The organism is Streptomyces sp. NPDC003077 (genome assembly GCF_040611095.1).
Lineage (GTDB): Bacteria > Actinomycetota > Actinomycetes > Streptomycetales > Streptomycetaceae > Streptomyces.
Genome location: NZ_JBEXNM010000116.1, coordinates 1 through 14,303 on the forward strand (window position 1 = coordinate 1; position 14,303 = coordinate 14,303).

The 14,303-nt window shown below is 72.5% G+C and carries 14 protein-coding genes; 7 read left to right on the forward strand and 7 right to left on the reverse strand.

Annotated elements, in window-relative coordinates:
* Positions 1-109 precede the first annotated feature (109 nt).
* Positions 110-511 (reverse strand): CBS domain-containing protein, encoded by a 402-nt coding sequence (locus ABZX96_RS36960; RefSeq protein ID WP_355553744.1) that lies wholly within the window; start codon positions 509-511, stop codon positions 110-112.
* Between the two features lie 428 nt (positions 512-939).
* A complete protein-coding gene (hisN, locus tag ABZX96_RS36965) occupies positions 940-1,743 on the reverse strand; it encodes a histidinol-phosphatase (RefSeq protein ID WP_355553709.1) in 804 nt (267 codons plus the stop codon).
* Between the two features lie 142 nt (positions 1,744-1,885).
* Here hisN and ABZX96_RS36970 point away from each other — a divergent pair, with 142 nt between their 5' ends.
* Positions 1,886-2,647, forward strand: coding sequence for a TetR/AcrR family transcriptional regulator (locus ABZX96_RS36970; protein ID WP_355553711.1), 762 nt, complete (start codon positions 1,886-1,888; stop codon positions 2,645-2,647).
* A 228-nt stretch (positions 2,648-2,875) separates the two neighbouring features.
* On the opposite strand, the gene ABZX96_RS36975 is transcribed toward ABZX96_RS36970, so the two are convergent.
* From ABZX96_RS36975 to ABZX96_RS36990, 4 genes are all read right to left on the reverse strand, one after another.
* Entirely contained in the window at positions 2,876-3,199 is a 324-nt protein-coding gene (locus tag ABZX96_RS36975) for a multidrug efflux SMR transporter (RefSeq protein ID WP_355553714.1), read from the reverse strand.
* A 130-nt stretch (positions 3,200-3,329) separates the two neighbouring features.
* On the reverse strand, positions 3,330-4,337 hold the full coding sequence (gene rsgA / locus ABZX96_RS36980) for a ribosome small subunit-dependent GTPase A (protein ID WP_355553717.1): 1,008 nt from the start codon (positions 4,335-4,337) through the stop codon (positions 3,330-3,332).
* A 14-nt stretch (positions 4,338-4,351) separates the two neighbouring features.
* Complete coding sequence (gene aroA, locus ABZX96_RS36985) at positions 4,352-5,722, reverse strand: 3-phosphoshikimate 1-carboxyvinyltransferase (protein ID WP_355553720.1); 1,371 nt, start codon at positions 5,720-5,722, stop codon at positions 4,352-4,354.
* 132 nt (positions 5,723-5,854) lie between these two features.
* Positions 5,855-6,568, reverse strand: coding sequence for a M50 family metallopeptidase (locus ABZX96_RS36990; protein ID WP_355553723.1), 714 nt, complete (start codon positions 6,566-6,568; stop codon positions 5,855-5,857).
* A gap of 35 nt (positions 6,569-6,603) precedes the next feature.
* Between ABZX96_RS36990 and ABZX96_RS36995 the strand changes: the two genes are divergently transcribed.
* From ABZX96_RS36995 to def, 6 genes are all read left to right on the forward strand, one after another.
* The gene (locus ABZX96_RS36995) at positions 6,604-7,422 is read left to right on the forward strand and encodes an SOS response-associated peptidase (protein WP_355553725.1); all 819 of its coding nucleotides are present in this window, start codon (positions 6,604-6,606) and stop codon (positions 7,420-7,422) included.
* Between the two features lie 127 nt (positions 7,423-7,549).
* On the forward strand, positions 7,550-8,230 hold the full coding sequence (locus tag ABZX96_RS37000) for an alpha/beta family hydrolase (protein ID WP_355553728.1): 681 nt from the start codon (positions 7,550-7,552) through the stop codon (positions 8,228-8,230).
* A gap of 389 nt (positions 8,231-8,619) precedes the next feature.
* On the forward strand, positions 8,620-9,315 hold the full coding sequence (locus ABZX96_RS37005; protein ID WP_355553731.1) for a sigma-70 family RNA polymerase sigma factor: 696 nt from the start codon (positions 8,620-8,622) through the stop codon (positions 9,313-9,315).
* A complete protein-coding gene (gene rsrA, locus ABZX96_RS37010; RefSeq protein ID WP_355553733.1) occupies positions 9,312-9,707 on the forward strand; it encodes a mycothiol system anti-sigma-R factor in 396 nt (131 codons plus the stop codon). The genes ABZX96_RS37005 and rsrA overlap by 4 nt, the downstream gene beginning before the upstream one ends.
* Before the next feature lie 746 nt (positions 9,708-10,453).
* Positions 10,454-11,440 carry a hypothetical protein gene (locus ABZX96_RS37015; protein WP_355553735.1) on the forward strand — a complete coding sequence of 329 codons (987 nt, stop codon included), beginning with the start codon at positions 10,454-10,456 and terminating at the stop codon, positions 11,438-11,440.
* Positions 11,441-11,497: 57 nt separating this feature from the next.
* Positions 11,498-12,142 carry a peptide deformylase gene (gene def, locus ABZX96_RS37020; protein WP_355553738.1) on the forward strand — a complete coding sequence of 215 codons (645 nt, stop codon included), beginning with the start codon at positions 11,498-11,500 and terminating at the stop codon, positions 12,140-12,142.
* Between the two features lie 105 nt (positions 12,143-12,247).
* On the opposite strand, the gene ABZX96_RS37025 is transcribed toward def, so the two are convergent.
* Entirely contained in the window at positions 12,248-14,134 is a 1,887-nt protein-coding gene (locus tag ABZX96_RS37025; protein ID WP_355553741.1) for a transglycosylase domain-containing protein, read from the reverse strand.
* Positions 14,135-14,303 lie beyond the last annotated feature (169 nt).

Here is a 14,303-nt window from a genome sequence, read left to right on the forward strand (position 1 = left end):
ACCCCGACGGGGCGCCACGCGGGCCGGGCCGGGGCCGGTGCGGGCTCAGGCCCCTACGGACCCAAGCCCCTACGGAGCCAAACTCCTACGGATTCAGGTCCTTACGGACTCAGGCCGGTACGGCGCTCGCGCGCGCCGGGACGGTGGTGCGGCACCGGATGATGTCCCGTACCGACACGATGCCGACCGGCTCCAGGTCGTCCAGGACGATCAGATGGCGGAATCCGCCGTGCACCATGGCGTCCGCGGCCTCGTCGAGGGTCCACTCGGGTGAGGCGAAGACGACGTCGGACGTGGTGTGGGTCTGGGCGGTCTCCCGGTCGGGGTTCTCGCCCGCGCCGAGGGAGTTGAGGATGTCGCGCTCGGTGAGGATGCCGAGTCCGCTGGTGTCGGTGTCCAGGACGACGGCCGCCCCGACGCCGCGCGCGGCCATCAGGTGAGCCGCCTGACGGAGCGTGTGGGTGGGGCCGATGGTGAGGACCACCGTGCTCATGGCGTCACGTACGTGCATGGGCATGGAGTGGAGCCACCTCCTTGGTGAACCGGTTCGCCGTGCATGCCCGGCACTCGACGAGCGCCGACGGGGGAATGCACAAGTTCACAAGCTGGGGGATTCTCATGTTCACATGCGGTCGTGGCCGCAACAAGGAGCGCGGGGTGGTCGGTTCGGCCGACCGGTAACGCGGTGCGCGTATTTCGGACGGGCCTGTACGGCCTACAGGGTGCGCGCGTACGGCCCGCAAGGCGTGAGATCCGGAGCGCGGCGCGCGGAACGGGCGCCGGAGTGGGCCGCAGGAGCCGGGCACCTGAGCGGGGCGCCGGAGTGAACCCGCCGTACGGGCGCCGGGGCGCGTCATGCGAACGGGGCGGCGGGGCGTGCGCCACCCCACCGCCCCGCGAGGCGTGAACCACCGCGCCGCCCGCGGTGCCGCCCGTCCCTCAGTGCCGGCTGTCGCCCAGGTAGCCGAGCAGTTCGCCGTGCAGCAGGCCGTTGGAGGCGGCGGCGTTGCCGCTGTGCGGGCCGGGCACGCCGTCCAGCCCGGTGAACCGGCCGCCCGCCTCCTGCACGATGATGGCGCAGGCCGCCATGTCCCACAGGGACAGCTCCGGCTCCGCGCAGAAGTCCACCGACCCCTCGGCGACCATCATGTACGGCCAGAAGTCTCCGTAGGCCCGGGTGCGCCAGCAGTCCCGGCTCAGTTCCAGGAAGCCCGGGAGCTTGCCGCGCTCCTCCCAGCCGGTGAGGGAGGAGTAGGCGAAGGACGCATCCTGAGTGCGCGCCACCTTCGAGACCCGCAGCCGGTTCGCGGAGGTCAGGCTGCGGCCCGTGAACGCGCCCAGCCCCTCCGCCGCCCACCACCGGCGGTTCAGCGCGGGAGCGGAGACGACCCCGACGACCGGGCGGTCGCCGCCCTCGCCACGCTCCATCAGGGCGATGAGCGTGGCCCACACGGGCACGCCGCGCACGTAGTTCTTGGTCCCGTCGATGGGGTCGACGATCCAGCGGCGGGGGCCGTTGCCCTCGCTGCCGAACTCCTCGCCCAGGACGGCGTCCCGCGGCCGGGCGCGCTGCAAATGACCGCGGATCAGCTCCTCGGCCGCCTTGTCCGCCTCGGTCACCGGAGTCATGTCCGGTTTGGTCTCCACCTTCAGGTCGAGCGCCTTGAACCGCTCCATGGTCGCGGCGTCCGCGGCGTCCGCCAGGACATGGCCGAGGCGAAGGTCATCGTGATAGTCGGGCATGTGCGAACAGTATCGATTGCGCTACGACACCAGCCACACGACCATCCGTGCGAGGGTCGTACGGGGCCTTGACAGCCCCTGGGGACGAGTCAATTCTGTGCCGCACACCGGCCGTGCGGGCCGGGCGGCCTGGGAGGCGATGATGCCTACAGCGCGTGAATCCCTGCTGAACGCCGCCTACGCGGCGCTCGTGGACAGGCCGTGGGCGGGTGTCCGGATGGTCGATGTCGCCGCCGCCGCGGGCGTGTCCCGGCAGACCCTCTACAACGAGTTCGGCAGCAAGGAAGGGCTCGCCCGCGCCCTGGTGCGCAGGGAGACGGAGAGTTACCTCGCGGGCGTCGACCGGGCGCTGGCCGGGGACCGGGCGGCGGGCGTGCCGCCCGCCGAGGCGGAGGAGGACGCGGAGACCCGGGTGGTGGCGGCGGCCACCTGGACGCTGCGCGCCGCCCGCGCCAACCCCCTGGTCCGCGCGGCCCTCACCGGCTGCTGGGGCGAACGGCTGCCGGTCCCGCCGATGGGCCGTCAGGTCCACGGCGCCCTCCGGCGGCAGGCCGGCGCGGGCGGCCCGACGGCGGTCCACGGCGGTCCGGAGGCGGCGGAGCCGCCGGCCGGGCGGGGCGGCGGGCTGCCCGCCCAGCGCGCCGCGTTCGACGACGAGGGGCTGGGTGACGTACCGCTGCCGGGGCCGACGGAGCTCGTCGGCCGGTTCTGCGACCGGGCGGTGGCGGCCCTGGAGGCGGACTGGCCCAAGGAGGAACTCCCCGAGCTGGGCACCGCCTGCGCCACGGCGGCCCGCCTGACCCTGTCCTACGTCGTCGCCCCGGCGGAACCGGAGGAGGTGACGCGGCTGGTGCGCGACGCGTTCGCCCGGTTGCCGCGGCGGGGCGAGGGGAGGCCGGTGTAAGGGGCAGGGCGTCCGGTGTCAGGGGCAGGCACTCCGTCAGGGCCCGGGAGCGGGTGGGCGGCCGGGCGCAACCCGGAAGCAGGAGTTGCCGTGCGGCCCGACCGCCAGTGGCCGGGCCCCGTCCGCATGCTCGTCAGTGCGCCTATCGGCAGCGGACAGCCGACGCGCGCACCCGGCGACGGCCCCCGTACACGCACCGCTCGTCGGGGCCGCCCCCGATCCCACGGCTCAGTGCGCCGACCCCGACAACTGGAGCCCGATGACTCCTATGATCACCAACGAGATCGACACGATCTTCAGGACGGACACCAGGTCCCCCAGGAAGATCATCCCGTAGATGGCGGTGCCGGCCGCGCCGATGCCCGTCCAGACCGCGTACGCCGGGCCGACGTCCAGCTTGCGCAGGGAGAGCGTCAGCAGCCCGAAGCTGCCGAGGGCGAAGGCGGCGAAGGCGATGGTGGGCCACAGCCGGGTGAAGCCGTGGGAGAGCTTGAGGCACACCGCGAAGCCGGTTTCCAGGAGTCCTGCCACCACGACGAGCAGCCACGCCATGAAATTGCCTCCGTAAGACCGGTGACCGTGTCAAGCACGGTGACCGCTTCGCCAGCCTGGTGTGATTATCTCCTTGCCTCGCTCGGACGGTAGCAAACTCGCGGTTGATCAGTCGCCCCTCAGGCGCCCGTCAGTCTCCTTCGCGTCGCTCCCGGGTGGCGAGCAACCGCCGCAGTGAGTACAGGCGGGCCGGGTCGGCGTGGCCGTCGGCCACCCACTGGTCCAGCGCGCAGTCCGGCTCGTCGTGGCTGCACGCGCGCGGGCAGTCGGCGGTGCCCGGCACGAGGTCGGGGAAGGCCAGGATCACCCGCGACGGGTCCACGTGGTGCAACCCGAACGACCGCACGCCCGGCGTGTCGATCACCCACCCCGAGTCGTCCGGCAACGGCAGCGCCAGCGCCGACGTGGTGGTGTGCCGGCCGCGCCCGGTGACGGCGTTCACGTGCCCCGTGGCCCGCTGGCGGTCCGGGACCAGCGCGTTGACCAGCGTCGTCTTGCCGACACCGGAGTGCCCGACGAACGCCGTCATGTGGCCGCGCAGCCGCTCGCGCACCCGGTCCGCCGCCGCGCCGTCGGCCAGCTCCTCACGGCTGGTGACGACGTAGGGCACGCCGAGCGCCCCGTAGGACTCCAGGAGCTTGTCCGGGGAGGCGAGGTCGGACTTCGTCAGGACCAGCAGCGGTTCCAGCCCGGCGTCGTACGCCGCGACCAGGCAGCGGTCGATGAGCCGGGGCCGCGGCTCCGGATCGGCCAAGGCGGTGACGATGGCGAGCTGGTCGGCGTTGGCGACCACCACCCGCTCGTACGGATCGTCGTCGTCGGCCGTGCGGCGCAGCACGGACGAGCGCGGCTCGACCCGGACGATGCGGGCCAGGGTGTCCTTGGCGCCGGAGAGATCGCCGACCACGGCGACCCGGTCGCCGACCACGACGCCCTTGCGGCCCAGCTCCCGGGCCTTCATGGCGGTGACGGTGCGGTCCTCGATCAGGCAGGTGATGCGGCCCCGGTCGACGGTGAGGACCAGGCCCTCCTGGGCGTCCTCGTGCTTGGGGCGGATGTTCGTGCGCGGGCGGTTGCCCTTGCGGTTGGGGCGGACGCGGACGTCGTCCTCGTCGGGGTTCTTGCCGTAGCGACGCATGGTGCGGGGGGACCTCAGCCTCTCCGGGCCGGGGTCGCCGCCGGGCTGAGCATCGTTTCCCACATCGACGGGAAATCGGGCAGCGTCTTGCCGGTCGTGGCCACGTTCTCCACCTGGACGCCCTTGACGGCCAGGCCGATGACGGCCGCGGCGGTGGCCAGGCGGTGGTCCTCGTAGGTGTGGAAGATGCCGCCGTGCAGCGCGCGCGGGCGGATGTGCAGGCCGTCCTCGGTCTCGGTGACGTCGCCGCCCAGCTCGTTGATCTCCTTGGTGAGCGCGGCCAGCCGGTCGGTCTCGTGCAGCCGCAGGTGGGCGACGCCGCGCAGGGTGGACGGGGAGTCCGCCAGGGCTGCGACGGCGGCGATGCCCGGGGTCAGCTCGCCGACCTCGCTCAGGTCCACGTCGATGCCGTGGATGCGGCCGGAGCCGGTGAACGTCAGGCCGTGCTCGGTCAGCTCGCAGGAGCCGCCCATCTCGGTGAAGATCTCGCGCAGCGCGTCGCCGGGCTGCGTGGTGTGCTCGGGCCAGTCCGGGATCGTCACCCGGCCGCCGGTGACCAGCGCCGCCGCCAGGAACGGCTGGGCGTTGGACAGGTCCGGTTCGACCACCAGGTCGCGACCCAGGAGGGCGCCGGGCGTGACCCGCCACACGTTCGGCTCGCCGCCGGCCTCGGGGGTGTCCACCTGGGCGCCGACGCTGCGCAGCATGTCCACCGTCATGCGGATGTGCGGCAGGGACGGCAGCGCCGCGCCGACGTGCCGGACCTCGACGCCCTGGTTGAACCGCGGCGCGGAGAGCAGCAGCGCGCTGACGAACTGCGAGGAGGAGGACGCGTCGATGCGCACCGGGCCGCCGTCGAGGGCGCCGGTGCCGTAGACGGTCATCGGGAGGGCGCCGCGCTCGCCGTCGTCGATCCGGGCGCCGAGGGCGCGCAGCGCGTTGATGACGCCGCCGAGCGGGCGCTCGTACGAACGCGGGTCGCCGTCGAACCGGATCGGGCCGGTGGCCAGCGCGGCGACCGGCGGCAGGAAGCGCATGACCGTGCCGGCGTTGCCCACGTCGACGGTGGCCGGTCCGTGCAGGCCGGCCGGGATGACCCGCCACGCCTCGCCGCCGTCGACCGGGGCGACGGACGGGCTGGTGGCGGCGTTGGAACAGGGGGTCTCCTCGATGCCGACGCCCATGGTGCGCAGCGCCTCGGCCATCAGGAGAGTGTCGCGGGAGCGCAGCGGACGGCGCAGCCAGCCGGGCTCGGAGGACAGCGCGGCGAGCACGAGGCCACGATTGGTGACCGATTTGGAGCCGGGCACGGTGACGGTCGCGTCAACCGCTCCGGAAGCGATGGGTGCGGGCCAGAGGGCGGGAAGCGCGGGGCTCTCGGTCATGCCTCTCACTTTAATGGCTGGACCGGCCCGCAAATCTTGATCAAAAGTGGCGCAACCTGTAGGAAACACGACACTGATAGTGCGCATCGCGCCACTCTGCGCGAAGCGCGCGCCACCGGCGGGCCCGTCCGGTCACACGCCCAGCAGCCAGCGTCCCCCGCCGATCAGGCAGCAGAGCGTCACCACGTGGAACAGTCCCAGCCACACGACGGCCGGGACCTGCGTCAGCCGGGCGAGCTGGTCCGGGTCGGAGTCGGGGGCCCCGCCGTGGCGGCGTTTGCGCTGGAGCTCGAAGGGCGGCCGGACGCCGCCCAGCAGCAGGAACCAGACGACGAGGTAGGCGAACGCCGACTGCACCTGGGGATCGGTCAGCCACGAGACGAGGAGGAAGGCACCGCCCGCGAGCACGACGGTGAGCACCCCGTACGCGTTGCGGATCATGACGAGCATGGCGAGCAGCAGCGCCGTCGCCCCCCACAGCAGCGCCGTGATGTGCCCGGCGGCCAGCAGCGCGGCGCCGGCGAGACCGAGCAGCGACGGGGCGACGTACCCGGCGACGGCCGTCAGTACCATCCCGGGCCCGGTGGGCCGTCCCCGCGAGACGGTCAGCCCCGAGGTGTCCGAGTGCAGCCGGATGCCTTCCAGGCGGCGGCCGGTGAGCAGCGCGATCAGGCCGTGGCCGCCCTCGTGGGCGATGGTGACGGCGTTCCGTGACAGCCGCCACACCCGGTAGGGGAGGACGGCGGCGAGGGCGAGCGCCGCCGTGACGGCCACCAGCCAGGACGGCGGGGCGGGCTGGATGCCCACAACCCTGTCCCATACGTCGTTGATATGACCGGTGTCCATCTTTTCCCTCGCGGTGACGTGGCAATGTGGCAGGTATGTGCGGACGGTATGCGGCGAGTCGTGGGCCCGAGGACCTGGTGTCGCTCTTCGAGGTCGAGAAGTGGGAACCGGAGGAGCTCCTCGCGCCCGACTGGAACATCGCCCCCACGAAGAACGTGCACGTGATACTTGAGCGCCCTTTGAAGGACGCGGAGGACCCGCGCCCGGTTCGCCAGATGAGGGCGCTGAAGTGGGGACTGGTGCCGTCGTGGGCCAAGGCGCCCGACGTCGGCGTGAAGATGATCAACGCGCGGGCCGAGACGGTCCACGAGAAGCCGTCCTTCCGGCGCCCCTTCGCGGTCCGCCGCTGCCTGGTGCCCGGCGACGGCTACTACGAGTGGGTCACCGCCCCCGAGGAGCGGCGGCTGGAGGAGCAGGGCAAGAAGAAGCGCCCCCGCAAGCAGCCGTACTTCGTCACGCCCGCCGACGGGTCGGTGATGGCGATGGCCGGGCTGTACGAGTTCTGGCGGGACCGCACACTCCCGGACGACCACCCGCAGGCCTGGTGGGCCACCTGCACGGTGATCACGACGGAGGCGGAGACCACGCCGCTCGCGGGCCCCGCCATGGAGGACGGCCCGCGCTCGCTGGCGGACATCCACCCCCGGATGCCGCTGATACTGACGCCGGACCGCTGGGACGCCTGGCTCGACCCCTCCCGCACCGACCCCGAGGAGCTGCGCGGCCTGCTCCAGCCCCCGCCGCCCGGCCTGATGCGCGCCTACCCCGTCTCGACGGAGGTGAGCAACGTCCGCAACAACGGCCCGGAGCTGACGGAGGAGCGGGCGGTGCCGGTGGCGGGGACGCTGTTCTGAGGGGGCGGCCGTGCGTCAGGGGCGTCCGTACGTAGGCGCGTCCGTGCCTAAGGGTCGGCCGGTGACGCGTACCGCGTTCCCAGGGGCGGTGACGGTTCACCGGTGCCCCGGGCGGCAGGATGGGCGCATGAGTGAGGCGCGGACGACGACGAAGCCCGGGACGGCGGACGGCGGCCCCCGGACGGTCGAGACGGTGGACACCCCCGTGGGCGAGGCCCGGATCACCTGGTACCCGGCCCGGCGGGCGAAAGCCGTGCTCGCCCTCGGCCACGGCGCCGGCGGCGGCATCGAGGCCCGGGACCTGCAAGCGCTGGCGGCGGCGCTGCCCTCGCTCGGGTACGGCGTGGCGCTGGTCGAGCAGCCCTGGCGGGTGGCCGGGAAGAAGCTGGCGCCCGCCCCGAAGACGCTGGACGCGGCCTGGACGGCGCTGTGGCCCGCGCTGGAGAAGCCGGGGGCGCCGGTGGTCGCGGGCGGACGCAGCGCCGGGGCGCGGGTCGCCTGCCGCACGGCGCGGACGCTGGGCGCGCACGGCGTCCTGGCGCTGAGCTTTCCGCTGCACCCGCCGGGCAAGCCGGAGCGCTCCCGGGCCGGCGAACTCACCGGCGCGGGCCTTCCGACGCTGGTGGTGCAGGGTGGACGGGACCCGTTCGGCAGGCCGGAGGAGTTCCCCGAGGGCACCCGGATCGCGCCGGTGCCCCATGGGGACCACGGTTTCGCGATTCCCAAGAAGGCGGACATCACGGAGGAGGCGGCACTCGCCGTGATCACCGACGCGGTGGGGGAGTGGCTGGGAGAGCTGTTCGGCTGATGCGGCCCGTGCCGTCCGAGCGTCCTCGTGATCATGCCGGAGGGCCGTACCACTGCGCCGTCCGAGCGTCCTCGTGATCAAGGCGGAGGGCCGCACGACCGCCCCTCTCGAACGCTCCCGCCAACGGCCCGCGGACCCGCACCCCGGCCGGGAATGACCGCCGGGACTCCGCTGTTGGAGGGGACGTAGGTCCGTACAGGGAAACACGAGGAATGGGAGTCCGCCGCATGGGAATCGCTTGCCCAGCCCGCCCGCAGGCCGCCGACCTGCAGTGGTCGCAGCTCACGGCGGCGCGGCCCGTAGTGGTCGGAGCGGCGGGCTCACGGGATCGTCGTCTATTCTCCGATTCGAGCGGGTCCGCGTCCGGATCCGTCACGGTGTTGGAGGAGGTGGGTCCGGTCACTGGGACCGACGCGGGGACCGACGGCACGGCAGAGGAGCACTCTGAGAGCCGGGAGACGGTGCGGGAGACGACCGCGGAGCGCAACGCGCGCTTCGAGCGGGACGCCCTCACCTTCCTGGACCAGATGTACTCGGCCGCGCTGCGCATGACGCGCAATCCGGCCGATGCGGAGGACCTGGTGCAGGAGACGTACGCGAAGGCGTACGCGTCCTTCCACCAGTTCCGCGAGGGGACCAACCTCAAGGCGTGGCTGTACCGGATCCTCACCAACACGTTCATCAACTCCTACCGCAAGAAGCAGCGGGAGCCCCAGCGCAGCGCCGCCGAGGAGATCGAGGACTGGCAGCTCGCGCGGGCCGAGTCCCACATGTCCACGGGGCTGCGTTCCGCCGAATCGCAGGCGCTGGACCACCTGCCGGATTCGGATGTCAAGGCGGCCCTGCAGGCCATTCCCGAGGAATTCCGCATTGCCGTGTATCTCGCGGACGTCGAGGGCTTTGCGTACAAGGAGATCGCCGACATCATGGGAACACCCATCGGCACGGTGATGTCCCGACTGCACCGTGGCCGGCGCCAACTGCGCGGCATGTTGGAGGACTACGCCCGTGAACGCGGGCTGGTCCCGGCGGGGGCAGGTGCCGCGACGGCTCAGTCGCACGATCGGAAAGGCTCGGGATCATGAGCTGCGGAGAGCCGCACGAGAAAGCCTGCGCTGACATTCTCGACCACCTGTACGAGTATCTCGACCATGAGATGCCGGCCGGCGAGTCCGAGAAATTCCAGGTGCATTTCGACGAATGCTCGCCGTGCCTGGAGATGTACGGCCTCGAAGAGGCCGTCAAGAAGCTCGTCAAGCGGTGCTGCGGGCACGACGACGTCCCCACCGACCTGCGGTCCAAGGTCATGAGCCGGATCGAGCTGATCCAGGCGGGCGAGGCGGTGCCCGAGCAGGGCGTCCTCGACGAGGCCCGGCGCGAGCAGGCGGCGCGGGACGAGGCGCGCCACGGCGAGCCCGCCGCCTCCGCCGCGGAGGTCCCCGTCGACGCCCGCTCCGAGGCCGCGCGCGCCGAATAAGCGCGCCATCCGAGACCGCGACGCGCGCCCGACGGGCCCGCCCGCGCGGTTAACCGGCCGTAAGGCCGCCGGCTCCACTGGGAGCCTTCTTACTGGTGCCGTGCCCCCGCGCACGAGGGGGCACGAACGCCACAGCGGCGGGGACGACCTTTCCGCCCCTTCTCTCTCATCAGGCGCTCCCTGCCCGACCCTCGCGCCCTTCCCCGCAGCCACTCCCGTTCACGGGTCGCCACCAAGTGCTCTCCGTCAGCGAACGGTTGACGCACGGGAGCGCGGCATATGCGCGCCGGGACGGCAAGGGAAAACACCCTCCCCGCGGGCCCGTTCCGGAGGTGCCGTCCGGTGCTCCGGATTGCCTGGATACGGACGGTGCGGGGTGCCCGGGAGCGGGTACCCGTGCCGCGCGGGACGGGGGAGACCCGGCGGTCCGGAAACCGCCTCGCACCCCGCCCCACCAGGCATGACGTGCCCGGTGGCAGGGCCCGCGCGGCGGCCCCGGGAAGGCCGCGGAGCCGCTGGGTAATGTGGGTAATGAGCGGCCGTGGAGATGGGCATGGTTGGATGCGGAGGAACCCCCACGGCGCGGGGTTCAGGGGGGCGGCGGACGGCAAGGACACCCGCGGGGCCCGGCGACGGGGACGGGCCCGACGGCGGACCGTGACGGACCACCGGACACCACCCCGGGAGGGTGCCGTCCAGGATCCCTCCCAGGACGGCGCCGACATCGCAACCGGCAGGCGGGAATCGTGAGGATCTTCGGCAAGGTACGGCACCGGCCCTCCGCCTCGTGGCGGCAGACGACCGACCGCGCTTTCACGCTGATCGGCGACGGCCGTTACGAGGACGCGGGCGCCCTCCTGACCCGGGCCGCGGACATGGAGCCGTGGCTGTCCGAGTCCTGGTTCAACCTCGCGCTGCTGCACAAGTTCCGGCACGACTGGGAGCAGGCCCGCACGGCCGGGCTGCGCGCGGTGGCGCTGCTGGACCGCGAGGCGGGGGCCCCCGACTGGTGGAACGTGGGCATCGCGGCCACCGCCCTCCAGGACTGGCCGCTGGCCCGCCGCGCCTGGCAGGCGTACGGCCTGAAGGTTCCCGGCGAGGGCGCGCCCTATGGCGAGCCGTCCGGCATGGAGCTGGGCAGCGCCGCCGTGCGCCTCTCGCCCGAGGGCGAGGCGGAGGTGGTCTGGGGCCGCCGGCTGGACCCGGCCCGTATCGAGGTGCTGTCCATCCCGCTGCCGTCCTCCGGGCGCCGCTGGGGCGAGGTCGTGCTGCACGACGGCGTGCCGAACGGCGAGCGCACCACCGCCGAGGGCACGTCCTTCCCGGTGTTCGACGAGATCGAGCTGTGGGCGCCGTCCCCGGTGCCGACCTGGGTGGTGCTGCTGGAGGCCGCCACGGAGGCGGACCGGGACGCGCTGGAGCGGCTGGCGGCGGACGCCGGGTTCGCGGCGGAGGACTGGTCCTCGTCCGTCCGCCTGCTGTGCCGTACGTGTTCGGAGAGCCGGATGCCCAGCGACGAGGGCGACGGCGAGCACCTGGACCCGCACGACCACAGCGAGCCGGGTCACCCGGGCCCGCTCGGTCACCGCACGGCGGGCTCCGGCCTGCTGTGGGTCCCCGAGCGCGAGTGCGGCATCGCGGCGCCCGCGGCGCTGGTGCGGGGCCTGCTGGACGGCTGGGTCGCGGACAGCCCGGACACCCGGGAATGGCGGGACCTGGAAGAGGTCTGCTGACCCTCCCCGTAGGCTTGGGTCGGTTCATCAGGGTTTTCAGGAAGGCGTACGGCGGACATGGCGCAGCAGCCCGTTCACGAGCACAGCGACGACCAGCGGACGGACGAGGGGTTCGTCGACGACACCACGGACGCGGAGCAGCGGGAGGCCGCGCACCGCGAGCGCGGCACCTCCCGCCCGATCACCGTCGTCGGCAACCCGGTGCTGCACAAGGAGTGCAAGGACGTCACCGAGTTCGGTGACGAGCTGGCGCAGCTCATCGACGACATGTTCGCCAGCCAGCGCACGGCCGAGGGCGTGGGCCTGGCCGCCAACCAGATCGGCGTGGACCTGAAGGTCTTCGTCTACGACTGCCCGGACGACGAGGGCGTGCGGCACGTCGGCGCCGTGTGCAACCCGGTGCTGGAGGAGCTGCCCGCCGACCGCCGGGTGCTGGACGACTCCAACGAGGGCTGCCTGTCGGTGCCCGGCGCCTACGCGCCGCTGGCCCGCCCCGACTACGCCGTGGTCAGCGGCCAGGACGCGCAGGGCAACCCGATCAAGGTCCGGGGCACCGGCTACTTCGCCCGCTGCCTCCAGCACGAGACCGACCACCTGTACGGGTACCTGTACATCGACCGGCTGTCCAAGCGGGAGCGCAAGGACGTCCTCAAGCAGATGGCCGAAAACGAGCCGCGCTACCCGGTCGTCGCCAACGACTGATTCCGGCCGTTCACGGGACGCCCGCCCCTCTCATAGGGGCGGGCGTTCCGTATGTCCGCCCGTCTCATAGGGGCGGGCGTTCCGTACGTCCGCCCGTCCGGCGCCTCATCCCGCCCGCAGCGCCTTCTCGTACGCCGCCCAGACGCGCGGCGGGAAGGTGCCGCCCCGCTGGGAGTGCGGGCCGCCGACGCCGCTGAGCGGGAGCAGTCCGGGTGTGCCGGGCTTGTTGCGGAACATGGTGACGGCGGTGGTCCGCTCGCCGTCGTCGCCGATGAACCAGGCGGACCTCATCCGGTCGTGCTCGCCGGTGCCGCCCGCCGCCGTCCGCTTGAGCAGCTCGGGCCCGGCCTGCGGGGGCACCGTCTTCCACGCGTACGCCCGCAGGGTCCGGGTCACGGCGTCGGCCACCTCGGGGTCCAGGACCCGGCGGACCTCGGGCTTGGCGAAGCCGGGCAGCCGCTCGCCGTCGCGGACGACCTCGGTCACCGAGTACGGCTCGGCCCGCCGCCCGCCGTGGGTGAAGGTCGTGTAGGCACCCGCCAGGCGGATCGCGCTGGGCGTGGAGGTGCCGATCGGGAAGGTCTGTTCCAGCGGCGCCATGCTCTCCTTCCGCAGGCCGGTGGCGATGGCCAGGTCCCGGACGCGCTTGAGGCCGATGCGCTTGCCCGTGGAGACGAAGGCGGCGTGCTCGGAGGTGACGATGCCCTCCTGAAGGGCGTCGAGAGGGGCGGGACCGGCGGGCATCGGTACGGCGCCGACCGTGTCTCCCTGCCGGGGCGGCCCCTCCTGGAGCGCGGCGGCCAGCACGAACGGCTTGAAGGCGGAGCCGGCCGGGACGCCCGCGGTGTCGGCGTTGTTGCTGAAGTGGCGGGTGGCGTCGGGGCCGCCGTACAGGGCGAGGACGGCGCCGTCCGAGGCGCGGACCGAGGCAGCGCCGAATTGCACGTCCTTGTCGGCCGGGCGTTTCCGCGGATCGATGGACTGGCGGCGGACGTCGTTCACGGCTTTCGCCAGGTGTGCCACCTTGTCCTTTTCGAAGGTGGTGTGAATGCGATAGCCGCCGCGGGCGAGATCCCGGTCGGTGAGTCCGGTGCGGCTCTTGAGGTATTTGTCGGCGACGTCGACGAGATATCCGGTCTGGCCGCTGCGGCTGGTCGGCGGCTTCGGCTCTTTCGGCTCGGGGAAGACGCGGTAGCGGTCGCGTTCGGCCCGGGACATCAGGCCGGTGTCCACTTCCCGGTCCAGGATCCATTTCCAGCGGGCCACGGCCCTTTTGTGGTGCGCCGCGCCGGTGGCCGGGTCGTACAGGTCGGCGCCCTTGAGCAGGGCGGCGAGCGCGGCGGCCTGGGAGGGGTTCAGATCCTTGGCCGGAATACCGTAATAGGCGTCGGCGGCGGCCTGGATGCCGAAGGAACCGCGCCCGAACCAACTGGTGTTGAGATAGCCCTGGAGAATGTCGTCCTTGGTCTCCCGGTTGTCCAGTTTCAGGGCGATGAAGAATTCCTCGACCTTACGCTTGAGCGTCTGCTCCTGGGACAGGTAGGTGTTCTTCACGTATTGCTGGGTGATGGTGGAACCGCCCTGCGCCTCTTCGCCGGTCAAGGTGTTCCAGACGCCCCGGACGATGCCGAGCGGGGACACCCCGGAATCGGTGTAGAAACTCTCGTTCTCGGCGGCGATCACGGCGTTCCGGACGGATACCGGCACCTGCGAGAGCGGGACGTTCTGCCGGTTGACCGCGCCGACGCTGACCATCTGGCTGCCGTCCGCCCAGTAGTAGACGGTGGCTTCCTGCCGGGCGGCGGCCTTCTCGTCCGGTATGTCCACGTACGCGTACGCCCACGCGAACAGCCCGGCGAGGCCGCCCAGGAACATGGCGCAGACGGCGAGCACCTGTCTCCACGAGGGCAGCCAGCGGCGCACCCCGCGCCGGCCGCGGCGGGGGTAGTCGATACGGGGGGATCGTCGGGTGGATCTCTGCTTGCCCGTCACATAGGGGTAGATGTGACGGGAGGGGCGGGGGTTGCCGTTGACCGGAACGCCGGATTTCGCCGGACGGGACGGGAGTGCGCACGCCCGTTCCGGAGGGCGGCGGGCTCCCCGGGCAGCCGCCGGTTCCGCGCGGCACCCCCGCGCCTCCCGTCACATCTACCCCTATGTG

Coding starts and splice junctions, on each gene's coding strand:
- rsrA (WP_355553733.1), top strand. CDS start 9,312: ATGAGCTGCGGAGAGCCGCACGAGAAAGCCTGCGCTGACATTCTCGAC.
- ABZX96_RS36970 (WP_355553711.1), top strand. CDS start 1,886: ATGCCTACAGCGCGTGAATCCCTGCTGAACGCCGCCTACGCGGCGCTC.
- rsgA (WP_355553717.1), bottom strand. CDS start 4,337: ATGCGTCGCTACGGCAAGAACCCCGACGAGGACGACGTCCGCGTCCGC.
- ABZX96_RS36975 (WP_355553714.1), bottom strand. CDS start 3,199: ATGGCGTGGCTGCTCGTCGTGGTGGCAGGACTCCTGGAAACCGGCTTC.
- ABZX96_RS36995 (WP_355553725.1), top strand. CDS start 6,604: ATGTGCGGACGGTATGCGGCGAGTCGTGGGCCCGAGGACCTGGTGTCG.
- aroA (WP_355553720.1), bottom strand. CDS start 5,722: ATGACCGAGAGCCCCGCGCTTCCCGCCCTCTGGCCCGCACCCATCGCT.
- hisN (WP_355553709.1), bottom strand. CDS start 1,743: ATGCCCGACTATCACGATGACCTTCGCCTCGGCCATGTCCTGGCGGAC.
- ABZX96_RS36960 (WP_355553744.1), bottom strand. CDS start 511: ATGCACGTACGTGACGCCATGAGCACGGTGGTCCTCACCATCGGCCCC.
- ABZX96_RS37000 (WP_355553728.1), top strand. CDS start 7,550: ATGAGTGAGGCGCGGACGACGACGAAGCCCGGGACGGCGGACGGCGGC.
- def (WP_355553738.1), top strand. CDS start 11,498: ATGGCGCAGCAGCCCGTTCACGAGCACAGCGACGACCAGCGGACGGAC.
- ABZX96_RS36990 (WP_355553723.1), bottom strand. CDS start 6,568: ATGGACACCGGTCATATCAACGACGTATGGGACAGGGTTGTGGGCATC.